This is a genomic window from Sphingosinicella sp. SM1-17 (assembly GCF_056821765.1).
The window spans coordinates 2546661-2568362 of record NZ_JBPDIO010000001.1 but is presented as its reverse complement, the minus strand read 5'-3'; the positions used below and the strand labels follow the sequence as shown (position 1 = coordinate 2568362).

Genomic DNA, 21702 nt, shown 5'->3' with positions numbered 1-21702 from the left:
GACGAGCGCGCCTACTTGCCGACGGTCTGGTCCGCGGGGAAGCTTTTCACCTTGCGCTTGCCGCACCAGAGCTCGAGCGGCTGCGGCCCAACGAAGGGCTCGGCGAGTCGAACCGCCTCGACATCGTCCGAGGCTTCGATCTCCTCGAACCCGACGAAGCGTCCGTCGGAATTGCTGAGCAGGTATAGTCGATAATAGGTCAAGAAGTCCCCCGTCCGCCCGACTCGGACAAGGGGGAGTGTGCCACGAAACCGGCGCCTCCGGCTTGAGCGAGATCAAGGCCCGGGGAAAGCTTCGAAAAACCTCCCGCTGAGCCGAAAGGGCGGTCCATCCGGACCGCCCTTCGAATGGCCGGCCGGGAGGTCAGCCGTTGCTGCCGCGGCGCTCCTGTGCACGCTGCCGGCGCTGATCCCGCGCCTGCTGGCGCTCGGCGGCCGTCACGGTTCCATTGCGGTCGGCATCGAGCCGGTCGAAACGCGCGAGGGCACGCTGCTGGAACTGCTCGCGGGTGACGAAACCCTGCTGGCCGAACAGCGACTGGCCGCGATCGCCCCGCATTCCCCGGCGCGGGCCACGTTCCGCGCGCTGCGCCCGGCGCTGGGAGCGCGCCTGATCGAATTCGGCGCGGCTGATATTTCCGTCACGATTGAGATCGAGCCGCTCGAACGCGCTTCCGGCGCGTTCCGCCCGTCGCTGCTCGCGAGCCCGGCCGAACTCCTCGGCGGTGACCCGGCCGTCATTGTTGATGTCGAGGCGAGCGAAGCGCTGTTGCGTGCGCTCGATCACCTGCTGACGGGTCATGTCGGAATTGCGATCGATGCGCGGGGTGGCGGCAGATTGCGCAAGGGCTGCCCCGGCGACGCCGAGCAGGGCCGCGCCCGTCAGGATAGTGAGTTTGTTCATGATCGTCCTTTTGCCTCCAAGGTGAGAAGTCCAGTGGGTGGGCTATGAGCCGGGCCTGTCTCCCGGATTTGTCGGCGAAGCCGCGAAATTGTCCCAGTGTGTCGCCGCGCCCGCCGAGGTTCGCCGAGGCGCTGGACCACCCATCCGGCCGGATCGGCGGCATCAAACCTGGCCACCGACTCGCTTGACCGCGCCGGAGAAACGATCCGTCTCTGAAACCCTCGATTAAGCTGACAGCAACAGCGCATGAGTTATGATGAAATCCTTGGGGCAGAAGACGTTAGGAGGGACGGAGTGAGCGGCCGAAATGGCAAGTCGAGCAGGATTCAGGTTCTCGCGCTGGTACCGGCGCTGATCGTAACGGCTTCCTTCGTTCAGGCGCAGCCCGTGCGCCCGGCCCAGTCCTCCACCAAGAACGTGCCGCCCGCGCGCGCCGAACGTCCTGTCCGGCCCGCCCCAACCCTTGCCCAGAGACTGCTTGAAGCGAGGATCCAGGAACTTGCCCGCGAATTCGATGGCGACGTCGGTATCGCGGTTCGCGAGATCGATACCGGCTGGACGACCAGCTGGAACGGGCAACGACTGTTTCCGCAGCAAAGCGTCAGCAAGTTCTGGGTGGCGCTTACCGCCTTTCAGGCGATCGACGCCGGTCGCCTCGACCTGTCGCAGCAGGTCACGGTTCGCCGCGAGGACCTGACCCTTTTCCACCAGCCCATTGCCTCTCGAATCGGTCCGGACGGCTATACGACAACCCTGGAGAACCTCCTGTTCCGGGCAATCACCCAGAGCGACAATACTGCCAACGACGTCGTTCTTCGCCGCGCCGGCGGACCCGAGGCGGTTCGTGCCATGCTTGCCCGGAGCCGCATCGAAGGAGTCCGTTTCGGGCCTGGCGAAAGGCTGATGCAGAGTCAGATTGCCGGACTTCAGTGGCGGCCGAGCTATTCCGTCGGCCGGGCCTTCTTCCAGGCTCGCGAGAACGTGCCGCTGCAGCGGCGGCGCGAAGCCTTCCAGCGCTACGTCGCCGACCCCATCGACGGAGCCACTCCCGAGGCGATCGTGGAGGCTATGGCGCGCTTGCAGCAGGGCGAGCTCCTGTCCGAACGTTCGACCGCCCGCCTTCTATCGATCATGTCCCAGACCCGAACCGGACGACAAAGGCTCACCGGTGGACTGGCACCAGGCTGGCGTATAGCCCACAAGACCGGCACCGGTCAGGTTCTGGGGTCCACGCAGGCGGGATATAACGACATCGGCATCCTGACGGCGCCCGATGGACGGACCTACGCCGTGGCCGTCCTGATCGGGCGTACCAGCGCCCCGGTTCCCCGTCGGATGGAACTGATGCAGAACGTCACTCGGGCGGTGATCTCCTACCATGATTCGAGTGGCGGCGGCGGGAGCCGGTCGGTAGCGCGTTAGCCAGGCCGATCGGACCGGAGCTCGGTTGCGGCGTGAGCCGAAAGCTGGCTGAAACCCTCAGCCTGCCATAAGGGGGAGCGATGGCCAGGCCCCAGTCACCCGACTACGACAAACGACGCGATGCCATCCTTCGAACCGCGGCGCACCTTTATGCCCGCCAAGGCTTTCAGGGCGCCTCCGTGGCCGATCTCGCCAAGGCCTGCAACACGTCCAAGTCACTGATCTACCACTATTTTCCTTCGAAGGACGACATCCTCTACGCGGTCATGACGGCGCATCTCGATGCCCTGGTCGAAGCCGCTGCCGAAACCACTCGGCGCGGTGGGGCCGAAAAGCAGCTCCGGGCGCTGACGCTCGCCTTCATGCGGCTTTATGTCGATGCCCAGGACAGCCACAAAGTGCTTCTCAACGAGCTCGACAATCTCCCTTCCGAACGGCGGGCGGAGGTCGTTGCCAAGCAGAGGCGGATCATTGCCGCGGTCGAGAATCTGGTGCGCGACATCCGGCCCGATGTCGGTGGAGCCGGTCTCGCCGTGACCATGCTGTTCTTTGGAATGATCAACTGGACGCACACCTGGTTCAGGGCCGAGGGGCCGATTCCGGCGGAACGCCTGGCGGATCTCGCCGTCGACCTGATGCTGAGTGGCCTCGAACGCCTTCACGCGTCGTAGTCGAGCTCGACTCCGTCGCCTTTCGGAACCGATTGGCAGGTGAGGACATAGCCCGCTGCCACCTCGTCGTCGGTCAGCCCGTAACGTGCCGCCATTTCGACGCTTCCGGAGACGACCCGGGCGCGGCAGGTCGCGCAAACGCCGGCCTTGCACGCGAACGGCGCCGGCAGTCCGGCCGCCCGGGCGGAATCGAGAATGTTGCCGGCTGCGGCATCGAAGGCGACCCGTCGCTTCCGGCCATCGAGGGTGACCGTCATCGTCAGCCCCTCGGCGTTTCGAGACAAGGCTTCGAGCTGCGCCTGCAGCGCCTCGGGCGGTCGATCGGCGGTGAAGCGCTCCACATGGATGCGGTCGCGGGAAACGCCTCGCGCCGACAGCGTTTCTTCCGCCGCGTCCATCATCGGTCCGGGGCCACAGATGAAGAAGGCGGCAACGTCCGCCGGATCGACGAGATGCTCAAGGATCTCGTTGCACTTTCCGCGATCGAGAATGCCATTGAACAGCTCGATATCCTCGGCTTCTTCGGCAAGGAAATGATGCACTTGCAGCCGGTTCATGTAACGGTTCTTGAGCCGGGCCAGCTCTTCCAGGAAGATGACCGACTGGCTGTCGCGATTGCCGTAGAACAAGGTGAAGCGGCTTCCCGGCTCCGTCAGCAGCGCCGTCCTGAGCAGCGACATCACCGGAGTGATGCCCGATCCTCCCGCAAATCCGGCATAATGCCGCTCCGCCAGAGGATCGAAGTTCCAGGTGAAGGAACCGTGCGGCGGCATGACGTCGATCCGGTCGCCCGGCTTCAGGACATCGTTGGCCCAGTTCGAGAAGAGACCGCCGGCGATCCGCTTCACCGTCACCTTCAATTCGCCGTCCTGGGGCGCAACGCACAGCGAATAGTTGCGACGAACCTCCTCGCCGCCAATCTCGGCTCTGAGGGTCAGATGCTGGCCCGGCCGGAATCCGAACGTCTCGCGAAGCGCTTCGGGAACGTCGAAGCGGAACGACTTGGCCTCGGCGGTTTCCGCAATGACTTCGGCGATGGTGAGATTGTGGAATCCGACGCTCATTCGCCGCTCAATGACATTTGAAAAGATCGAAGGGCTCGGCGCAGGAACGGCAGCGCCAGAGCGCCTTGCACGGCGTGGAGCCGAACCGGCTGATCTCTTCAACTTCCTGCGATCCGCATTGCGGGCAGTTCACGGCTCCCCTGGCCGGTGGAGCGATTCCATAGGCCTCGAGCTTTCGGCGCCCCTCCTGCGTGATCCAGTCGGTCGTCCAGGGAGGCGAGAGGCAGGTTTCGAGCGCGACTTGGCTATAGCCTGCTTCATCGAGCGCCGAGCGGACGTCGCGCTCGATGACCTGGGTCGCCGGGCATCCGGTATAGGTCGGCGTGATCAGGACCCGATCCGGATGAACGGCCCGAACGATCCCGAGATCGACGATCGAGACGACCGGGATTTCCGGGTCGGCGACGCCTTCGAGCACGGACCAGATCCGGTCGCTCACGTCCTTCATCGCCGCTGCCGCTACCATGTCGAGTCCGGATAGGTGCGGGGGAGGAACTGCATCACCGCCAGCAGATGACCGAGATGTTCGCCATGATGGCCTCTCCGGCCGCCGAGGATCGGACGCTGGTCCTTGGGCGGCTCCAGCCCCGCTTCGGCAAGCACGGCCCGGACTCGGGAGTCATAGTCGCTCCTGAACAGGGTCACGTCGACGGCGAATCCGAAGTCGACGGCCTGTTTGGCGAGCGCGTCCATTTCGAACAGTTCGGGAATGAAGCGCCACATCCAGTCGAGGCCCTTCTCCATCCTTCGGCGGCTTTCTTCGGTGCCGTCGCCGAGCCGTATCACCCACTCGGCGGCCAGTTCCTCATGATAGCCAACCTCCTTCACGGCCTTGGCGGCTACGGCGGCAATGAAGCTGTCGCTGGACGCCGTCAGATGATCGAACAGCCTCTTCTGCCAGGTCGAAAAGAGGAATTGTCGAGCCATCGTCTGAGCGAAGTCGCCATTGGGCTGCTCGACCAGCCAGCAATTGCGGAAATCGAGCACGTCCCGCCGGAAGGCCAGCGAGTCGCCGTCGCGGCCCCGGCCCTCCACTTCGCCGGCCCGGTTGAGGAAGTGCGTGGCCTGGCCGATCAGGTCGAGTCCCATATTGGCGAGACTGAGATCGACTTCGACCGAGGGCGCATGGCCGCACCATTCGGAAAGGCGCTGACCCAGGATCAGAGCATCGTCGCCGAGCCGGAGCAGATAGTCGAACAGGATGTCCCGGTCCGAATCCGGGGTCGGTGCATCGAACGCCCCTTCCCCGGTCGCGCCGCTCGGCAGGTCGATGGGCGGCAGCGAAGCCATCAAGCGCGCCCCACGCACCAGGGGTCCGGCTGCATGTCGACCGGAGGCTCGCCGAGTCCTGGAGCAACAAAACGGCTCTTGAAGGTGAAGGCATGCGAGCTGGGCCCGAACCGGTCGAGATGCCAGAGCCGGGAAAGGCCGTCATTGACCGTCGGAGTCGATCCCGCCGGAATCCACCAGAGCGCCTGGTAAGCGCCTTCGAAGCGGTCGAAATATTCGCGTCGCCGCGCCATTACCGGCGTATGGGCGCTTCGGTAGACGAAGGCGAACAGCGCGTCCGCATCCGTCCAGACCGACATGTTGACGATGAAAAGCGGATCGGGCGAAACTTCGATCGAGGCGGCATTGCCGCTCTCATCCTTAAGCCGCCAGATGAAGCCGGGGCTGGCATCGGCAAGCGCATTGATCTGGTCCAGAGCGTCGAAGAAGGGCTGGACCCGCGGGTCGCCCTGAGGCGCGACCAGCCTTCCCACGTTGATCTGCGCCAGATGCCATTCGCCGTTCACTCCGCCCTCCCCGCTTCAGATATGCTTCACGTCGTCCGGAATCGAATAGAAGGTCGGGTGCCGGTAGATCTTGTCCTCGGCGGGATCGAACATCGCCGAATCCTCGCCAGGATCGGAAGCCACGATCTGGGCGGAGGGCACGACCCACAGGCTGACCCCCTCCATCCGCCGCGTATAGGTGTCGCGCGCGTGCCTGAGCGCGATCTCGGAATCCGGCGCGTGGACGCTGCCGACATGGCGATGCGACATTCCGCCCCTGGACCGGACGAACACTTCCCAGAGCGGCCAATCCTTGCTCATGCCGCCTGTCTCTTGCGGGCGCGCTTCTCGGCATAAGCGGCGGCGGCTTCGCGGACCCAGCCATTCTGCTCCCAGGCCTCGCGCCGGGCGGTGATCCGCTCCTTGGCGACCGGCCCTTCCCCACGCACCACCGCGTAGAATTCCTCCCAGTCGACCTCGCCGAAATCATAATGGCCGCGCTCCTCGTTCCACCTCAGCGCCGGATCGGGAACAGCGAGACCGAGCGCGTCGGCCTGAGGGACGGTGATGTCGACGAACTTCTGCCTGAGTTCGTCATTGGTTTCGCGCTTGATCCGCCAGCGCATCGACTGGGCAGTGTTGGGACTGTCCTCGTCCGGAGGGCCGAACATCATCAACGACGGCCACCACCAGCGGTTGAGGGCATCCTGGGCCATCCGCTTCTGCTCCGGAGTGCCGCCGGCCAGGACCATCATGATCTCGTAGCCCTGCCGTTGATGGAAGCTCTCCTCCTTGCAGACCCGGACCATGGCGCGCGCATAGGGGCCGTAGGAGGTTCGCTGGAGCGGAACCTGGTTCATGATCGCCGCCCCGTCCACCAGCCAGCCGATCGCGCCGATATCCGCCCAGGTCAGGGTCGGATAGTTGAAGATGGTGCTGTACTTGGCCCTGCCCGAATGGAGCGCCTCGATCATCTCCTCGCGGCTGGTGCCGAGCGTCTCCGCGGCGGAATAAAGATAGAGGCCATGTCCGGCCTCGTCCTGCACCTTGGCGAGCAGGATTGCCTTGCGCCTCAAGGAAGGGGCTCGGGTGATCCAGTTTCCTTCCGGAAGCATGCCGACAATCTCGGAATGGGCATGCTGCGATATCTGCCGGGTCAGAGTCCGGCGATAGGCCTCGGGCATCCAGTCCTTCGGCTCGATGAACTCGTCGGCCGCGACCCTGGCCTCGAACGCAGCCAGCTTTTCGGGATCCTCGAGGTTCTGGACCGCCTTCGATTTCTGGAATTCCGTCGTATACATTTCAGGCTCCTGCGGCCCCTTGTTCCTACCATTCGCCGACCGATCGGTCAACGAATTAACGGCCGCTTTTCCGTCTGGTTAAACGCACGACGGCTTCGACGGGTGCGACCCCTCGGATAGGATCGAGCTCCCGAAGATCCGCTTCGTCGAGCCTCGCCACGGAAGGATCCGCTCAGACCCGCTCGATCACCATGGCGATTCCTTGGCCCACCCCGATGCACATGGTGCACAAGGCATAGCGCCCGCCCCGCCGGTGAAGCTCCTCGGCCGCCGTGAGAACCAGCCTTGCGCCCGACATTCCGAGCGGATGTCCGAGTGCGATGGCGCCGCCGTTCGGGTTGACGTGCTCGGCATGGTCGGGAAGGCCGAGCTGGCGAAGCACCGGAAGCGCTTGCGCGGCGAAGGCTTCGTTGAGCTCGATCACATCCATGTCGGCGACCCTGAGGCCGAGACGATTGAGCAGCTTTTCGCTGGCCGGCGCTGGGCCGATGCCCATGATCCGCGGCGGCACGCCCGCAACCGCGGCGCCGACGACCCGCGCCCGCGGCGTCAGGCCGTTGCGCCGCGCCGCTTCCTCCGTGGCGACGATCATCGCGGCGGCGCCGTCATTGACTCCGCTCGCATTGCCGGCGGTGACGGTGCCGTCGGAGCGAACGATCGGCTTCAGCTTCGCCAGCGCCTCGATGCTGGTCTCGCGGGGGTGCTCGTCCCGGTTCACGACGACCGGTTCGCCCTTGCGCTGAGGAATGGCAACAGGAACGATCTCCGCGTCGAGGCGGCCGTTCGCCTGGGCGGCCGCCGCCTTGGCCTGGCTCCTCACCGCGAAGGCATCCTGATCCTCGCGACTTACCTGGAACTCCTCAGCGACATTCTCGGCCGTGCTCGGCATCGTGTCGTCGCCATAAGCGGACTTCATCTTCGGATTGACGAAACGCCAGCCGATCGTCGTGTCACAAATCTCGGCATTGCGGTCAAAGGCGCTCGTTGCCTTCGCCATGACGAACGGCGCCCGGCTCATGCTCTCCGATCCGCCCGCGATCACCATGTCGGCTTCCGATCCCCGGATCACCCGGGCCGCCATCGCCACCGCGTCCATTCCGGACCCGCAAAGGCGATTGAGCGTCACTCCGCCCGATCGGTCGGGGAGGCCCGCGAGAAGCCCTGCCATCCGGGCGAGGTTGCGATTATCCTCGCCGGCCTGGTTGGCGCAGCCATAGATGACGTCGTCGAGCTGGTCCCAGTCGACGCCGGGATTGCGATCGATCAGCGCCTTGATCGGAATGGCGGCAAGATCGTCGGCTCGGACATGGGCCAGGCTCCCGCCATAGCGGCCGATCGGCGTTCGCACGGCATCGCAGATGAAAGCTTCGGTCATCATTCCTTTTCTCCGATCACGGCGCCGCCAAGGCTGCGCGAAAAGCCGGCAAATTCGGCGATTGGACGCCCGTCTGCGGCGCGGACGCTGACATTGCAAACCCCGGAGCGGCCGACAAGCGCTGCCTCCCGCGCTTCCGCGACCAGCACTTCCCCTTCGCGTGCCGAGTCGAGGAAGACGATGGACGCCTGGGCGGCGACAGTCCGAAGATTGCGGCTGTTGCAGGCATAAGCGAAAGCGGTGTCGGCAAGCGCGAACAGCATTCCGCCATGCGCGATGCCGTGGCCGTTCAGCATGTCGGGGCGAAGACGCATCCGGATTCGGGCATAGCCTTCGCGCGCTTCCTCGATTTCAATGCCCCATGCCGGGCCGGTTCCTTCGGCGGCGAGCATCGCGCGCGCGACCTTGTCCGCCGTCTCATCTGCGTTCATGAGGTGCGGCCATGACCTACGAAACCATCGAGTTCAAGGTTGAGGCCGGAGTCGCTCGGCTAACCCTCAATCGTCCCGATCGGCTGAACAGCTTCACCGTCAGGATGCACGAGGAGGTCGCGCAAGCGCTGTCCAGCCTCGGCGATGCCCGCTGCTTGGTGATCACCGGCGCCGGCCGCGGCTTCTGCGCCGGGCAGGACCTCGCCGATCGGGCGGTGGCTCCCGGACAAGCCGTCGATCTCGGCGAATCTGTCGAGAAGAGATACAATCCGCTGATCCGGAAGCTGACCAGCCTGCCCCTGCCGGTGATCGCCCGGGTCAACGGCGTGGCGGCCGGAGCGGGAGCGAACATCGCCCTCGCCTGCGACATCGTCATCGCCGCCCGATCGGCCAAGTTCATCCAGTCCTTCGCCGCCATCGGGCTGATCCCCGATAGCGGCGGGACCTGGGTTCTTCCCCGACTCGTCGGGCAGGCGCGCGCACTCGGGCTGGCTCTGACCGGCGAGCCGCTGCCCGCCGAAGAGGCCGAGCGATGGGGATTGATCTGGAAGGCCGTGGACGACGAGCGGCTGGACGAGGAGGTGGACTCCCTCGCCGCCCGCTTTGCCACCGGGCCGACCCGCGGGCTGGCGGCGATCAAGCGGATGATCCGCGAAAGCTGGTCGCAGACGCTCGACTCCGAGCTCGACCGCCAGCGGGATGCGATGCGCGAGCTCGGCTTCAGCGAAGATTATCGCGAGGGCGTCGCCGCCTTCATGGAGAAGCGCAAACCCAATTTCACCGGGAACTGACGACATGAAAACGATGAAGTTGCTCAACTATGTTGCCGACCAGTGGGTCGCGGGCGACGGCGGGCTTGCGGAAGTCCGGAGCGCGGTCAGCGGCGATGTCATCGCCGAGACCGGAAGCCGCGGGATCGATTTTCAGGCGATGCTCGATCATGCCCGCAGGGTCGGCGGCCCCGCGCTGAGGCGCATGACCTTTCACGAGCGGGCGTGGATGCTCAAGGACCTCGCCAACGCCATCATGGCGCACAAGGAGGGATTGTACGAACTCAGCTACGAAACCGGAGCAACCCGGACCGACGGCTGGATCGACATCGAGGGCGGCGCCGGAACCCTTTTTTCCTTCTCCTCCAAGGGCCGGCGCGAATTGCCCAACCAGCGCGTTCTCGTCGACGGTCAGATGGAAGGACTTTCCCGGGGTGGAACCTTCGTCGGCCAGCATGTCTTCACTCCGCTCCAGGGCGTCGCCGTCCACATCAATGCGTTCAACTTCCCGGTCTGGGGGATGCTCGAAAAGCTCGGCCCGACCCTGCTCGCCGGCGTTCCCGCAATCGTGAAGCCGGCCTCCGCCACCGCCTATCTGGCGGAAGCGGCTTTCAGGGTCATGATCGAAGCGAACGTGCTCCCGCCCGGCGCGCTCCAGTTCATTGCCGGATCGACCGGCGACCTGCTCGATCATCTGACGCTCCAGGACGTGGTGAGCTTCACCGGTTCGGCAGCGACCGCGATGAAGCTTCAGTCGCACCCGGTCATCGCCCGGGAAAGCGTCCGCTTCATCGCCGAACGCGACAGCCTCAATGCCTCGATCCTCGGTCCCGATGCCGGTCCGGGCACGCCCGAGTTCGACCTGTTCGTCAAGGAAGTGGTTCGTGAGATGACGGTCAAAGCGGGTCAGAAGTGCACCGCCATCCGCCGCGCCATGGCACCCGCGGAGCATATCGACGCGGTCCAGGAAGCGCTGGCGGCACGGCTCGCGAAAGTCAGGGTCGGCAATCCGCGCGAGGAAGGGGTCACCATGGGTGCGCTCGCCAGCCGCGACCAGCTGCGCTCCGTGCGCGAAGCCGTGGCCGAGCTGAGCCGTTCGGCTCGGATCGTGGCCGGCGATCCGGAGCGATCGCCCCTCGAAGGTGGCGGCGCGTTCATCGAGCCCATCCTGCTCCGGGCCGACGATCCCTGGGGTTCGCCGGCAATTCACGATGTCGAACCGTTCGGCCCCGTTTCGACGATCATGCCCTATCGCGACCTCGACGACGCGATCGCTCTCGCGAATCGCGGCATGGGTTCGCTCGCGCTGTCGCTCTTCACCTTCGACAAGCGGGTCGCCGAGGAATTCGTGCTCGGCTCAGGGGCCTATCATGGACGGATGATGATCCTCGACCGAACCAGCGCGAAGGAGTCCACCGGCCACGGCTCGCCCCTGCCCGTGCTGGTTCATGGCGGCCCGGGGCGAGCCGGGGGCGGCGAGGAGATGGGCGGGATCCGCGGAGTCACCCATTATATGCAGCGCACTGCCCTTCAGGGCTCACCGGAAATGCTGTCCGCAGTGGTCAAGCAATGGCTTCCCGGAGCGGAGAAACCGACCGGCGAAGTCCACCCGTTCCGCCAAAGGATCTCGCAGCTCGAAATCGGCTATACTCTGAAAACCGCCAGCCGAACGGTGACTTTGGAGGACATCGAGCATTTCGCGCATTTCACCGGCGACACCTTCTACGCCCATATGGACGAGGAAGCCGCCAAGGCGAACCCGATCTTCGACGGCCGCGTCGCCCATGGCTACCTGATCCTGAGCTTCGCCGCCGGCCTGTTCGTCGATCCGGCGCCGGGGCCGGTGCTTGCCAATTACGGTCTGGAAAATCTGCGCTTTCAGACGCCGCTCTATCCCGGCGATTCGATGCGGGTGGAGCTCACCGTCAAGTCGAAGAGCGTTCGCAACGAGGAAATGGGCGAGGTGCGATGGGCGGTCTACGTCTTCAATCAGAAGGACGAAGTGGTCGCCTCCTACGATCTGCTCACGATGAACCAGCCTTGATTTCCCCGGCGCGGTAGGGGGCGACCTCCTCGCCGAGAAACGCATTGTTCTCCTCGCGCAGCTTCGCTGCGGCCTCGTCGTAGAGGAAGGGCAGGAAGGCGTAGCGCCGCCCCGAAGTTACGGGCAGCGCCTGGTGAAGGAGGGAGCAGGAGAAGACGATCGCTCCGCCCGTCGGCGCGCGATAAGTTCTCGGACCGAATTCCGGGAACCTCAAGTCGCCGCCTTCATATTGCTCGGCGTTGAGGTTGATGGTGACGGCGAAGCGCCGGTGAGCCGTCCCCTTGGTCGTGTTGTCGCGATGTGGATTGAAAAAGCCGCCCTCATCGGCATCGTAGCAACCGACGAGATAGCGTTCCATTCGGGTGGCCTCGAACTGGAAGGCGCGCTGCACCATCGGCAGCAGCCTGCGTGCAAGTCGCAGCTGAAGCTGCTCCTTGAGCTTCCGATCGTCGATGAGCAGGTCGCGGCGCCGTTTGTGCCGCGGATCGACGACCAGCTTGGTCCTGCCGTCCACCTCCCGCATGAATCCGGACTCCTGCCCGCCCTGTTGTTCGAAGCGTTCCATCAGATGCTCACAGAATTCGGGCTCGAGCACCCGCTCCACCTCCAGCACCGGCGCCCAATCCGGGTCACTCGCGCCTGCCATGGCGCGGAGCTCGGCCAGCGCGTCGGCGCCTTGTTCGAGGGCGAAGCTACGGACGACGCGGAGCGTCCGGTCGAGCAGCAGCCAGTGGCCGATAGCGCCCGCTGCCGTCGGTGGCGGCAGCGCCGAAGCGACGGCTGATCTCTTTGTCATAATCGAGAAAGAAGCGGATGCCGGGAAGCTCGGGCCGGATCCGATCCTGCTGTGCATCGGAGGGATCGATGGTTATCCCGACGAAGCAGGCCGTCCGATCGTCGAAGAGATTGCGATTCTCGAGCACGATGTCGAGCGCGGCGGCACAGGGCGGCCGCGAGGCGCTACCGAAGAAGAGCATGAGCACCAGCCGGCCGGCCAACGTATCGAACACGTAGTTGGGATTGCCGTTCAAGGCCGGTGCCTTGAACCATGGCGCAGCTTCGCCTCCTGCAAGGAGCGGCCGGAGCGCTAGAACGGAAGCGTTCATGACGCCAATCCTAATCCTGTGCTCCCCACTTGGCAAAATGGCCGCGCGATGAGCGGTTCCCTGACACGGACGGCGAACGGGCGCGGAAAGGAACGGGTCTCTCTGCCCGCTCGTTTCCAGTTCCGATCCCCCGAAAGCCGAAGGAGAGCCACCATGAAGATATCGGAATGCATGACCCGCGACGTTCAGATCGTGAAGCCGGACCAGCCCATCCAGGAAGCGGCCCAGTTCATGCTCAAGTCCGACGCCGGTGCAATGCCGGTATGCGACGGCGACCGGCTGGTCGGGATGCTGACCGACCGCGACATCGCGGTTCGGGCGGTTGCGGAAGGGCGCGGCCCCGAAACGCCGGTCCGCGAGGCGATGACCGACCATATCGACTATTGCTTCGAGGATGACGACATCGAGGAAATCGCTATCCGGATGAGCGACACCCAGGTGCGGCGCTTCCCCGTCCTCAGCCGAAGCGACAACAAGCTGGTCGGGATCGTCTCGCTCGGCGATCTCAGCCACAGCGATCAGAGCCAGGCGGCCCAGGTGGCGCTGGAAGGCGTCAGCGATCCGGGCGGACAGCACAACCAGTCCCAGGACGACTGAACCACCCGCTCGCTTGACACCTTCGTTAATCTAGGCTAACCGTTAGCCATGACTAACGCAGTGTCCTCGCTTGCAGCGCTTGCCGACCCGATGCGGACGGCGATCGTTGAGCAGCTCGCCGACCGGCCGATGTCGGTCGGCGAACTTGCCGATCGCCTTCCGGTCACCCGCTCCGCCGTCTCCCAGCATCTGAAAGTCCTCAAGGACGCAGCACTGGTGCGCGACCGCGCCGCCGGCACTCGGCGAATCTACAGCATCGATCCCGCAGGCCTGGGCCAGATTCGCCAATGGCTCGACCGTTTCTGGGATCGCGCATTGGCCGCTTACGTGGAAGTTGCCGAGAGGGAGGAGAGGAAATGAACGTCGAAAGCCAGCGCATCGCCCCAGCACCCATTCGCCGGTCGTTGCGCGTTCGGACCAGCCAGGGCCGTGCCTTCGAAACCTTCGTCGCGATGAGCGGCTGGTGGCTGAAGTCGCACAGCCTGCAGCCGAGCGGACAGCGTGAAGTGGTGCTCGAACCGCGCCCCGGTGGCCGCTGGTACGACATCGGCGAAGACGGCACCGAGATGGAGTGGGGTCGGGTTCTGGAATGGGAGGCGCCGGAGCGGATCTTGCTGGCCTGGCAGATCGGCGCCGACTGGACCTACGATCCTGAACTCGAAACGACGGTCGAAGTGCGCTTCATCGCCGACGGTGATGAAACTTTGGTCGAGTTCGAGCATCGCGATCTGGAAAGGTTCGGCGAACGCGCCGACCAGGTCCGTGGCGATGATCAAAGCGGAATGGACGCCGGCTGGGGTCAGCTGCTCGCCGGCTTCAAGAGCGCGGCCGAGGCGGCCTGATCGGGTTCGGCGCGCTGCTGCAGGTGCAGCAGCGGATAGGGGAGACCTTCCGAATCCCGGTCCGATCGACCGACCACGGCAAAGCCCTGGCGGCGATAGAAGGCGAAGGCGCCCTCATTCTGCTCGTTCACGTCGACGCTCAATTGTCCCGCCAGTCGTTGCGCATGGCCGATCAAAGCTCGTCCTATGCCTCGACCGTGATGTTCCGGATCGACGAACAGCGAATCGACGCAGGCGCCGGTCAGGCCCATGAACCCAATCGGACGATCCGCTTCGTCGGTCGCCACCCAGAATTGGGCGTTCGGCAGATAGTGATCGCGAACCATTGCGGCGATCCGCTCTTTGTCGCCGGGCGACAGGAAAGCATGGGTTGCCTCCACGGCCGAGCGCCAGATCTCGAACAGCCGGGCGATCTCGTTGGAACGATGCGGACGGATGGGGATCATTTCCAGGAAGCTCTGTTGCATGTGACGCTCAGGGCAACGCGTCTCTAATCCGCGGAAAAAAGCTGTTGCACATCAGGTAAAGCGTGCCGCGAGGCATAGACTTCCTTTGACTTCTCGGCATCGTCCTAATCCAGCGGCCAGCTTTCCAGTATCTCGACGAAGCGCGTCAGCCAGGCATTGGTCTGATGCCCATCCACGACTCGATGGTCGATGGTCAGCGAAACATAGGCCATCGGCCTGATCTGGATCGTATCGACTCCGCCGACTTCGCGCACCACCACCCGCTTTTCCAGCTTGCCGACGCCGAGGATGGCCGATTGCGGCTGGTTGATGATGATCGGCGAGGCGAAGAGCGATCCGGAAACGCCATGATTGGAGATGGTGAAGGTCCCGCCCCTGATGTCGCCGCCGGTGAGCTTCTCGGCCCTCGCCTTCTCGACCAGTTCATCGAGCCCGGAAGCAATGCCCTTCAGCGACAGCTTCTGGACCTGGCGAAGCACGGGCACGATCAGCCCCTTGGTTCCGAGAGCGGTACCGACGCCGACATTGATGTCGTCGTAAATCTCCAGCTTGTCGGCATGCCAGCGGCTGTTGATTGCGGGTGCCACCTTCATCGCCTCGGCGGCCGCGGCGACCAGATAGGCGGTGTAGGTCAGCTTCACGCCTTCTCTGGCCCAGCTCGCCTTGTGCTTGTCGCGATGCGCCTTGATCGCGCTGAAATCGGCCTCGAACACCGCCGTCACATGCGGTGCCGTCGTCACCGAATTCAGCATGTTCTCGGCGATGGCGAGCCGCATCCGGTCGTGCGGAACGAAATGCGAGGCGATCTGAGCGGCGGCCCCGGACGGGGCCGTGGGCGCCGCCGGCAACACGCCCTCGGCCGAACGTTGAACGCGCGTGGCTTCTTCGACGGCCCGGTCGACGTCGGCACGGGTGATGCGCCCGCCTCTTCCCGTTCCCCGGATCCGTGCAGGGTCGAGGTCGTGCTGAAGGATTGCTCGCTTCACCGAAGGCGACAGGCGAGTCTCCCGAAGCGGAGCGGAGCTCTCTTGCGAGCTTCCGTTCGATCGACTGGATTCCTCCGGCGCCGCTGCGGCCTCCGATCCGCCCGCCGATGCGCTCCCCTCCTCATCCTTTGCGGCGAGCGCGCCGGGTTCCACCTCCGCGACCGGCGCGATCCGCCCCAGAATCGCACCGGGAACCGCGTCGCTGTCGCTGTGAAGGAGGATTTCCCGGAGCACTCCGGATGCGGGCGACGGCACTTCCATCGCCACCTTGTCGGTTTCCAGCTCGACGAGCGGATCATTCTCCTCCACCCGATCGCCGACCTTCTTGAGCCAGGCGCGAACGACCGCCTTGGTGCCTTCCTGCTCCTCAGGCACGACCACATCGATCATCGTCAGAATCCTACAAGATCTTCGATCCTGGCGCGGATCTTCTCGACCGACGGGACCGCCCAGTCGAGCAGGACCGGATTATGCGGGCTGGGTATGTCGGGCATGGTCAGTCGCGACACCGGCGCGTCGAGGTCGAGAAAGGCCTCGTCGGCGACGACGGCGGCGATCTCGGCGCCGAAGCCACCGGTCTTGAGATCCTCGTGAACGATCAGGCAGCGGCGGGTGCGGCGGACCGATTCCAGAACCATTTCCCTGTCCCACGGCATCAGCGTTCGAAGGTCGATCACATCCGCCGAAAAGCCTTTCGCCGCTTCCTCGCAACGCGGAACCATCGCCCCCCAGGTGATGATGCTGATCTGGTCGCCTTCGCGGGTCTTGCGGGCTCGCCCGAACGGGAGGACATAATCGTCGCCGGGATAGGGACGCCGCGCCCAGACATCGTCAAGCATCGCGCGATGCTCGAAGAAGACGGTGGGATCGTTGCCGCGCAAGGCCGTCCGAAGAAGCCCCACCGCATCCTCGGCATTGGACGGCGCCGCCACCAGCCAGCCCGGATTGTGGACGAACTGAACTTCGTTCGTCTGGCTGTGCCAGGGGTCGCCGCACTTGAAGTAGCCGACCGGAATCCGAAGAACCATGGGTGCGGCAAAACGGTTGTTGGTTCGCCAGCGCATCGTGCCGCAATCGTTGATCTGCTCGAGCGCGGGTTCCGCATATTTCCGGAACTGTATCTCCGGCACGGGCATCAGCCCGGCGAGCGCCAGTCCCACCGCGCGGCCGACAATGCCTTCCTCCGAAAGGCTGGTGTCGAATACCCGGTCGAACCCATGCTTCTCCTGGAGTCCCAGGGTCACCGCATGGACCCCGCCCTTCGGCCCGATATCCTCGCCGAACAGAAGCACTCGGGGGTTGATCGCCAGCTCGTGATCGAGCGTTCGGCGGATCGCCGTCACCATGTTGATCCGCTGCCCCTCGGGTCTCGGAGTCTCGCTCGACTCCGGGGCTCGATAGCCATGAGTCCACTGCCCACCGAGCTGCTGCATCTCGCCTTCGAAGAAGACGTGGCGGGTGACCGTTTCCGGATCGGCGATCCCGCGCGCTTCCGCTTCCTCGCGGGCCGCTTCGACGGCCGCGTCCGCCTCCCGGGCGAGCCGGTCCCATTCGGCTTCGTCAAGCAGTGAGCCGACCAGATAGGATTTGAGCTTGGGCAGCGGATCGCGGGCCCATTCGGACCTGACGAAATCGTCGCTCTTGTAAGTCTGGGTGTCCTGAAAGCTGTGCCCCTGAAGCCTCGGGACCGTCAGTCGAAGCAGCGCCGGGCCGCCCCCGCTGCGGACATGGGCCATCGCCTCGCCGAGCAGCCGCGCCGCTTCCGCCGGCTCGGTGCCGTCGCCGGACAGGACATGAAGATTGGCGAAACTGGCGAGGTTTCGGGCAATGTCTCCGCCCGGCGTCTGGAACGTGGAAGGTACGGAAATTCCGTACTGATTGTCCTCGATGCAGAAGAGCATCGGCAGCTTCTGGGTCGTCGCGATCGTCAGTGCCGACCAGAAGCCGTTGGTCGCACAGGAGGCATCGCCGCCCAGCACCACCGCCATTGCGCCATCATAGGATCGGTCGCCGAGCACCTTGCGATAATATTCGATCGCCTGCGCCCAGCCGGCGGTGGGCGTATATTGCGCGCCGACCCCGCCGCTCATCGGAAAGGCCGGACAACCGTTCGGATTGGGATAGTTGAAGACGACGCCAATGTCGCGGCCGTCCGAATAGCCCCCGGCCCGTCCCATCCCGGATCCTAGCGCGTCGGTCAGTGGCACGCCTAAAGCGAGCAGCATCGGGCGCGACCGGTAATAGCCGCAAACGCCGTCATGCGCATGCGTAAGACGGCTTCCAAGCATGACCTGGGCCATGTCGTGGCCGCGGGCGCTGAACTGGTAGAGAACCTTGCGTTCCGGTACCAGCTTCTCCTCCTCCAGCCGGTCCATCGCCCGGCTGACATGGACGAGATAGGCGATCGTGCGCCAGTCGAAGGCCGGGTCGGGAGCGTTGGCGCGCGCCTTGCGCTCTTGCAGGCGCAGCTCAGCCATCGATCTTCTCCACGACCGCCGCGGCGAATCGTTCGACATTGCCGTCGGAAAGGCCGACGACGTTGAATCGGCCACTGGAAGCCATGTAGATTCCATGTTCGTGCCGAAGCTCCAGCACGGCCTCGGACGTCAGCGGCAGCATCGAGAACATGCCGTTCTGTCCGCCAATATATTCGAGCCGCGGATCGAAGGCGGCGAGTCGGGTTCGAAGCGAACGGATCCGGGCGCACATTTCGTCCAGCTGAGCGTGCCAGTCGGCTCGAAGCTCCGGCGTTTCCAGGACGATCCGGGCAGCGGCAGCGCCATGGTCGGGCGGCATCGACCACATCGTGCGGGCAAGCTGGATGAGGTTGCCGAGGATGACCTTCGCACTCTCGGCAGTGCGGCCCTTCACGTAGAGATTGCCGGTCCGTTCCCGATAAAGTCCGAAATTCTTGTCACAGCTCTGCGCGATCAGCGCCTGTTCGGCCGCCTCGACGACCAGCCGGGTGCCGGCCGCATCCTCCTCCAGACCATGGCCCAGGCCCTGATAGGCGAGATCCACATAGGGAACAATGCCGCGTTCCGAGACGAGATCGGCGATCTCGCGCCACTGATCCATCTCCAGGTCGGCACCCGTCGGATTGTGACAGCAGCCATGCAGGAGGATGAGATCGCCCGCTTTCGCCTGGCGAAGCGCTTCCATCATCGCATCGAAACAGACGGTTCGGCTGTTCTTGGCATAGTAGGGATAATCGACCATCTCGACACCCGCACAACCGATCAGCGGCCCGTGATTGGGCCAGGTCGGCTGGCCGACGAAGATCCGAGCCTTCGGGTCCGCCTTGGCGATCAGCTCGGCGCCCAGGCGAAGGGCGCCGCATCCGCCGGGCGTCTGGACGCCGACGATCCGGTCGTCGGCTGCGCCGCTCTCACCGAAGACGATCGGCTTGATCAGTTCGGTGAATCGGGAATCTCCCTGCGAGCCGAGATAGGATTTGGTTTCCTGGCTCTCGAGGAGGATGCGTTCGGCCGCCTTGACCGCTCGAAGGATCGGCGTGTCCCCGGCAGAATCCCGATAAACGCCGACTCCGACGTCGATCTTGTCGGGGCGAGGATCCGCCTCGCACAAGCTGATCAGCGCCAGCAGGGAATCCGCAGGCTGTTCCTCCAGCCGGTCCAGCAGCAGCGGTCGTTCCTCGAGCGGCGCGTCAATCATGCGAGTCTCCTTTCGCCATCAGCCGTAGCACGGATTGTTCGGAAAATTCTGTCAAAGTTGACAGCCGGAACAGGAATATTGAAACATGTACTTCACGAAACCGGAGATATGCGGCCGCCATGTTTCAGATGGACGAGATTGATCGGCGGATCGTCCGTGAGCTCCAGCGTGACGCCACGCTCAGTCACGCGGCTCTGGCCGAACGCGTCGGCGCTTCGGCCGCTTCGGCGTGGCGGAGGGTTCGGAACCTGGAAAAGGAGGGCGTGCTTGGACCTGCCGTCCGGCTCGCCAATCCCGAGCTTCTCGGGCGAAGCGTGAACGTTCTTTGCCAGGTCCGCATGACTCGCCAGTCGATGGAAGCGCGCGCCGAGTTCGAGCAGTTCATCCAGTCCAGTCCCGAGATCGTCGAATGCTATGCCATGTCGGGCGAGTGGGACTATCTGTTGCGCATCGCCGTCGAAGACGTGGCGGATTACGACCGCTTCATCCGGCGCGGCGTTCTCGCCCATCCGAGCGTCGCCAATGCGGCCAGCAACTTCGCTCTTCGGCAGGTGAAATACACGACGGAAATCCCGGTCTAGCGCCGCCGCCGGCGGCTTCGCCGGCGAAAAGTGGACATTCCGGGGCACTCGCTACACAGTGACAGGCAGGCAGGAGAGGTTCGGACGTGGCAACGGCGGCAGGAAATCAGAAGGGGATTCTCGGCTGGATCGAGCGGACCGGAAACAAGCTCCCGGATCCGGTCTTCCTGTTCTTCTGGCTGATCGGTGCCCTGATCCTCATTTCGATCCTCGCCTCGGTGCTTGGCTGGTCCGCCCTTCACCCCTCGGAAGTGGACGAGGCAACCGGCGCTCGCCGGATTATCACCGCCACCAGCCTGCTGTCTGCCGAGAATATCTCCCGGCTGTGGGTCGACATGCCGGCGACCTTCACCCATTTCCACCCGCTCGGCTATGTTCTCGTCGTGATGCTTGGCGCCGGCGTCGCCGAGCGCGCGGGCCTGTTCGGAACCGCAATGCGGGCCGGAGTCCGCAATTCGCCCAAGGCGCTTCTCACGCCCTTGGTCGCGCTTGTCGCGATGATGGGAAATCTTGCCGCCGATGCCGCTTATGTCGTCCTGATCCCGCTTGCCGGGGTCGTGTTCGCGGCTGCCGGACGTCACCCGATCGCCGGAATCGCCGCCGCCTTTGCCGGGGTCTCGGGGGGGTTCTCCGCAAACCTTCTTCCGGGCCAGCTCGACGCTCTGCTGTTCGGAATCACCGAAGCGTCGATCGAAACCGTGTTCGGCGACTGGCAGGCGAACATTGCCGGCAACTGGTACTTCATCGCGGCCATGGCGATCCTGTTCCTGCCCGTCATCTGGTACGTCACCGATCGGGTGATCGAACCGCGGCTCGGCCGATATGTCCCGACGACCGAAGCCGAGCGCGCAGCGGCCGGCCGCAACGGTGACGGCGAAGCCGAAGACAAGCCGCTGACGGATCAGGAACGCAAGGGGCTTCGCCGCGCCGGACTTGCCGCCTTGTTCGTGGTCGCGCTCTGGGTGCTCTTCACCGTCGGCCCGGGCACTCCGCTGATCGACGAGACGGCTTCTCCTGAGGCTCAGCTCAGCCCCTTCTACCGGTCCCTCGTTGCCGGCTTCTTCCTCCTCTTCCTGCTGTCCGGCTGGGCCTACGGCCAGGCGACTGAGACCATCAGGAACCATCGCGAACTGGTTCAGATGATGGCCGGGGCGATGGGCGACCTCGCTTACTATCTCGTCCTCGCCTTCGCTGCCGCGCATTTCGTGGCGATGTTCGGCTGGTCCAATCTCGGATTGATCCTCGCCGTCCACGGCGCCGACATGCTGCGGGGCATGGCCCTTCCGGCCCCGCTCCTGCTGGCGATGATCGTCCTGTTCACCGCCCTCCTCAACCTGTTCGTCGGATCGGCCAGCGCCAAATGGGCGCTGCTGGCGCCGGTTCTGGTCCCGATGCTGATCCTGCTCGGGATCAGTCCGGAGATGACCACGGCCGCCTATCGCGTCGGCGACAGCGCCACCAACATCATCACGCCCTTGATGTTCTATTTCCCGCTGATCCTTATCTTCTGCCAGCGCTGGCAGAAGGATTTCGGCATCGGCAGCCTCGCCGCGGTGATGCTGCCTTATTCGATGGCGCTGCTCGCGACCGGAGTGGCAATGGTCATTGGCTGGGTCGCTCTCGACCTGCCGCTCGGGCCGGGTGCACAGGTCCATGTCGATTCCGCGGTCTTTCTGGGCGCCGCGCGGTAAG

Annotated in this window: 25 protein-coding genes; 9 read left to right on the top strand and 16 right to left on the bottom strand. The window is 64.7% G+C overall.

Features of this window, described 5'->3' with window-relative positions; translation table 11 throughout:
• Positions 1-11: 11 nt before the first annotated feature.
• Together ACRYLT_RS12895 and ACRYLT_RS12890 are read right to left on the bottom strand one after the other, a co-directional pair.
• Complete coding sequence (locus ACRYLT_RS12895; protein WP_482664493.1) at positions 12-203, bottom strand: hypothetical protein; 192 nt, start codon at positions 201-203, stop codon at positions 12-14.
• 160 nt (positions 204-363) lie between these two features.
• Complete coding sequence (locus ACRYLT_RS12890) at positions 364-903, bottom strand: EF-hand domain-containing protein (protein ID WP_482664492.1); 540 nt, start codon at positions 901-903, stop codon at positions 364-366.
• Positions 904-1197: 294 nt separating this feature from the next.
• Between ACRYLT_RS12890 and bla the strand changes: the two genes are divergently transcribed.
• Together bla and ACRYLT_RS12880 are read left to right on the top strand one after the other, a co-directional pair.
• On the top strand, positions 1198-2325 hold the full coding sequence (bla, locus tag ACRYLT_RS12885; protein WP_482664491.1) for a class A beta-lactamase: 1128 nt from the start codon (positions 1198-1200) through the stop codon (positions 2323-2325).
• 80 nt (positions 2326-2405) lie between these two features.
• Complete coding sequence (locus tag ACRYLT_RS12880) at positions 2406-2996, top strand: TetR/AcrR family transcriptional regulator (RefSeq protein ID WP_482664490.1); 591 nt, start codon at positions 2406-2408, stop codon at positions 2994-2996.
• Here ACRYLT_RS12880 and ACRYLT_RS12875 read toward each other — a convergent pair.
• The 8 genes from ACRYLT_RS12875 to paaI all read right to left on the bottom strand — a co-directional run bounded on the left by ACRYLT_RS12875 (position 2984) and on the right by paaI (position 8942).
• Positions 2984-4060 (bottom strand): 2Fe-2S iron-sulfur cluster-binding protein, encoded by a 1077-nt coding sequence (locus ACRYLT_RS12875; RefSeq protein ID WP_482664489.1) that lies wholly within the window; start codon positions 4058-4060, stop codon positions 2984-2986. The two genes, ACRYLT_RS12880 and ACRYLT_RS12875, sit on opposite strands and share 13 nt — an antisense overlap.
• A gap of 7 nt (positions 4061-4067) precedes the next feature.
• Entirely contained in the window at positions 4068-4508 is a 441-nt protein-coding gene (gene paaD, locus ACRYLT_RS12870) for a 1,2-phenylacetyl-CoA epoxidase subunit PaaD (RefSeq protein WP_482664488.1), read from the bottom strand.
• An 11-nt stretch (positions 4509-4519) separates the two neighbouring features.
• Positions 4520-5350 (bottom strand): 1,2-phenylacetyl-CoA epoxidase subunit PaaC, encoded by an 831-nt coding sequence (gene paaC, locus ACRYLT_RS12865; protein WP_482664487.1) that lies wholly within the window; start codon positions 5348-5350, stop codon positions 4520-4522.
• Entirely contained in the window at positions 5350-5856 is a 507-nt protein-coding gene (locus ACRYLT_RS12860) for a DUF3291 domain-containing protein (RefSeq protein WP_482664486.1), read from the bottom strand. The genes paaC and ACRYLT_RS12860 overlap by 1 nt, the downstream gene beginning before the upstream one ends.
• Positions 5857-5871: 15 nt before the next feature.
• Entirely contained in the window at positions 5872-6156 is a 285-nt protein-coding gene (gene paaB / locus ACRYLT_RS12855) for a 1,2-phenylacetyl-CoA epoxidase subunit PaaB (protein ID WP_482664485.1), read from the bottom strand.
• Positions 6153-7136: a 1,2-phenylacetyl-CoA epoxidase subunit PaaA gene (paaA, locus tag ACRYLT_RS12850; protein WP_482664484.1), complete on the bottom strand. Its 984-nt coding sequence runs from the start codon at positions 7134-7136 to the stop codon at positions 6153-6155. The genes paaB and paaA overlap by 4 nt, the downstream gene beginning before the upstream one ends.
• Before the next feature lie 172 nt (positions 7137-7308).
• Positions 7309-8511 carry a 3-oxoadipyl-CoA thiolase gene (pcaF, locus tag ACRYLT_RS12845; RefSeq protein ID WP_482665444.1) on the bottom strand — a complete coding sequence of 401 codons (1203 nt, stop codon included), beginning with the start codon at positions 8509-8511 and terminating at the stop codon, positions 7309-7311.
• Positions 8511-8942 carry a hydroxyphenylacetyl-CoA thioesterase PaaI gene (gene paaI, locus ACRYLT_RS12840; RefSeq protein ID WP_482664483.1) on the bottom strand — a complete coding sequence of 144 codons (432 nt, stop codon included), beginning with the start codon at positions 8940-8942 and terminating at the stop codon, positions 8511-8513. Before paaI ends, pcaF begins: the two co-directional genes overlap by 1 nt.
• Before the next feature lie 11 nt (positions 8943-8953).
• Between paaI and paaG the strand changes: the two genes are divergently transcribed.
• Together paaG and paaZ are read left to right on the top strand one after the other, a co-directional pair.
• Positions 8954-9733: a 2-(1,2-epoxy-1,2-dihydrophenyl)acetyl-CoA isomerase PaaG gene (paaG, locus tag ACRYLT_RS12835; protein WP_482664482.1), complete on the top strand. Its 780-nt coding sequence runs from the start codon at positions 8954-8956 to the stop codon at positions 9731-9733.
• A 4-nt stretch (positions 9734-9737) separates the two neighbouring features.
• A complete protein-coding gene (paaZ, locus tag ACRYLT_RS12830) occupies positions 9738-11756 on the top strand; it encodes a phenylacetic acid degradation bifunctional protein PaaZ (RefSeq protein WP_482664481.1) in 2019 nt (672 codons plus the stop codon).
• Here paaZ and ACRYLT_RS12825 read toward each other — a convergent pair.
• Together ACRYLT_RS12825 and ACRYLT_RS12820 are read right to left on the bottom strand one after the other, a co-directional pair.
• Positions 11737-12552, bottom strand: coding sequence for a 2OG-Fe(II) oxygenase family protein (locus tag ACRYLT_RS12825; protein WP_482664480.1), 816 nt, complete (start codon positions 12550-12552; stop codon positions 11737-11739). The two genes, paaZ and ACRYLT_RS12825, sit on opposite strands and share 20 nt — an antisense overlap.
• Positions 12449-12862, bottom strand: coding sequence for a redoxin domain-containing protein (locus tag ACRYLT_RS12820; protein ID WP_482664479.1), 414 nt, complete (start codon positions 12860-12862; stop codon positions 12449-12451). Before ACRYLT_RS12820 ends, ACRYLT_RS12825 begins: the two co-directional genes overlap by 104 nt.
• A gap of 153 nt (positions 12863-13015) precedes the next feature.
• Between ACRYLT_RS12820 and ACRYLT_RS12815 the strand changes: the two genes are divergently transcribed.
• From ACRYLT_RS12815 to ACRYLT_RS12805, 3 genes are read left to right on the top strand one after another with little or no spacing between them, the layout of a single operon-like run.
• Positions 13016-13459, top strand: coding sequence for a CBS domain-containing protein (locus ACRYLT_RS12815; RefSeq protein ID WP_482664478.1), 444 nt, complete (start codon positions 13016-13018; stop codon positions 13457-13459).
• A 48-nt stretch (positions 13460-13507) separates the two neighbouring features.
• A complete protein-coding gene (locus tag ACRYLT_RS12810) occupies positions 13508-13819 on the top strand; it encodes an ArsR/SmtB family transcription factor (RefSeq protein ID WP_482664477.1) in 312 nt (103 codons plus the stop codon).
• Entirely contained in the window at positions 13816-14301 is a 486-nt protein-coding gene (locus tag ACRYLT_RS12805) for an SRPBCC family protein (RefSeq protein WP_482664476.1), read from the top strand. The genes ACRYLT_RS12810 and ACRYLT_RS12805 overlap by 4 nt, the downstream gene beginning before the upstream one ends.
• Here ACRYLT_RS12805 and ACRYLT_RS12800 read toward each other — a convergent pair.
• From ACRYLT_RS12800 to ACRYLT_RS12785, 4 genes are all read right to left on the bottom strand, one after another.
• The gene (locus tag ACRYLT_RS12800) at positions 14259-14768 is read right to left on the bottom strand and encodes an acetyltransferase (protein ID WP_482664475.1); all 510 of its coding nucleotides are present in this window, start codon (positions 14766-14768) and stop codon (positions 14259-14261) included. The two genes, ACRYLT_RS12805 and ACRYLT_RS12800, sit on opposite strands and share 43 nt — an antisense overlap.
• Positions 14769-14872: 104 nt before the next feature.
• Complete coding sequence (locus ACRYLT_RS12795) at positions 14873-16144, bottom strand: dihydrolipoamide acetyltransferase family protein (RefSeq protein ID WP_482664474.1); 1272 nt, start codon at positions 16142-16144, stop codon at positions 14873-14875.
• Between the two features lie 2 nt (positions 16145-16146).
• On the bottom strand, positions 16147-18231 hold the full coding sequence (locus tag ACRYLT_RS12790; protein WP_482664473.1) for an alpha-ketoacid dehydrogenase subunit alpha/beta: 2085 nt from the start codon (positions 18229-18231) through the stop codon (positions 16147-16149).
• Entirely contained in the window at positions 18224-19429 is a 1206-nt protein-coding gene (locus ACRYLT_RS12785; RefSeq protein WP_482664472.1) for an amino acid aminotransferase, read from the bottom strand. Before ACRYLT_RS12785 ends, ACRYLT_RS12790 begins: the two co-directional genes overlap by 8 nt.
• A gap of 128 nt (positions 19430-19557) precedes the next feature.
• Between ACRYLT_RS12785 and ACRYLT_RS12780 the strand changes: the two genes are divergently transcribed.
• Together ACRYLT_RS12780 and ACRYLT_RS12775 are read left to right on the top strand one after the other, a co-directional pair.
• Positions 19558-20010, top strand: coding sequence for an Lrp/AsnC family transcriptional regulator (locus ACRYLT_RS12780; protein WP_482665443.1), 453 nt, complete (start codon positions 19558-19560; stop codon positions 20008-20010).
• Positions 20011-20096: 86 nt separating this feature from the next.
• A complete protein-coding gene (locus tag ACRYLT_RS12775) occupies positions 20097-21701 on the top strand; it encodes an AbgT family transporter (RefSeq protein ID WP_482664471.1) in 1605 nt (534 codons plus the stop codon).
• Position 21702 lies beyond the last annotated feature (1 nt).

Excerpts from the sequence above, each read along its gene's own strand:
- ACRYLT_RS12890 (WP_482664492.1), bottom strand. The coding sequence starts at position 903 with ATGAACAAACTCACTATCCTGACGGGCGCGGCCCTGCTCGGCGTCGCC.
- ACRYLT_RS12880 (WP_482664490.1), top strand. The coding sequence starts at position 2,406 with ATGGCCAGGCCCCAGTCACCCGACTACGACAAACGACGCGATGCCATC.
- ACRYLT_RS12875 (WP_482664489.1), bottom strand. The coding sequence starts at position 4,060 with ATGAGCGTCGGATTCCACAATCTCACCATCGCCGAAGTCATTGCGGAA.
- paaD (WP_482664488.1), bottom strand. The coding sequence starts at position 4,508 with ATGAAGGACGTGAGCGACCGGATCTGGTCCGTGCTCGAAGGCGTCGCC.
- paaC (WP_482664487.1), bottom strand. The coding sequence starts at position 5,350 with ATGGCTTCGCTGCCGCCCATCGACCTGCCGAGCGGCGCGACCGGGGAA.
- paaB (WP_482664485.1), bottom strand. The coding sequence starts at position 6,156 with ATGAGCAAGGATTGGCCGCTCTGGGAAGTGTTCGTCCGGTCCAGGGGC.
- paaA (WP_482664484.1), bottom strand. The coding sequence starts at position 7,136 with ATGTATACGACGGAATTCCAGAAATCGAAGGCGGTCCAGAACCTCGAG.
- pcaF (WP_482665444.1), bottom strand. The coding sequence starts at position 8,511 with ATGACCGAAGCTTTCATCTGCGATGCCGTGCGAACGCCGATCGGCCGC.
- paaI (WP_482664483.1), bottom strand. The coding sequence starts at position 8,942 with ATGAACGCAGATGAGACGGCGGACAAGGTCGCGCGCGCGATGCTCGCC.
- paaG (WP_482664482.1), top strand. The coding sequence starts at position 8,954 with ATGACCTACGAAACCATCGAGTTCAAGGTTGAGGCCGGAGTCGCTCGG.
- paaZ (WP_482664481.1), top strand. The coding sequence starts at position 9,738 with ATGAAAACGATGAAGTTGCTCAACTATGTTGCCGACCAGTGGGTCGCG.
- ACRYLT_RS12825 (WP_482664480.1), bottom strand. The coding sequence starts at position 12,552 with ATGACAAAGAGATCAGCCGTCGCTTCGGCGCTGCCGCCACCGACGGCA.
- ACRYLT_RS12820 (WP_482664479.1), bottom strand. The coding sequence starts at position 12,862 with ATGAACGCTTCCGTTCTAGCGCTCCGGCCGCTCCTTGCAGGAGGCGAA.
- ACRYLT_RS12815 (WP_482664478.1), top strand. The coding sequence starts at position 13,016 with ATGAAGATATCGGAATGCATGACCCGCGACGTTCAGATCGTGAAGCCG.
- ACRYLT_RS12810 (WP_482664477.1), top strand. The coding sequence starts at position 13,508 with ATGACTAACGCAGTGTCCTCGCTTGCAGCGCTTGCCGACCCGATGCGG.
- ACRYLT_RS12805 (WP_482664476.1), top strand. The coding sequence starts at position 13,816 with ATGAACGTCGAAAGCCAGCGCATCGCCCCAGCACCCATTCGCCGGTCG.
- ACRYLT_RS12800 (WP_482664475.1), bottom strand. The coding sequence starts at position 14,768 with ATGCAACAGAGCTTCCTGGAAATGATCCCCATCCGTCCGCATCGTTCC.
- ACRYLT_RS12795 (WP_482664474.1), bottom strand. The coding sequence starts at position 16,144 with ATGATCGATGTGGTCGTGCCTGAGGAGCAGGAAGGCACCAAGGCGGTC.
- ACRYLT_RS12790 (WP_482664473.1), bottom strand. The coding sequence starts at position 18,231 with ATGGCTGAGCTGCGCCTGCAAGAGCGCAAGGCGCGCGCCAACGCTCCC.
- ACRYLT_RS12785 (WP_482664472.1), bottom strand. The coding sequence starts at position 19,429 with ATGATTGACGCGCCGCTCGAGGAACGACCGCTGCTGCTGGACCGGCTG.
- ACRYLT_RS12780 (WP_482665443.1), top strand. The coding sequence starts at position 19,558 with ATGGACGAGATTGATCGGCGGATCGTCCGTGAGCTCCAGCGTGACGCC.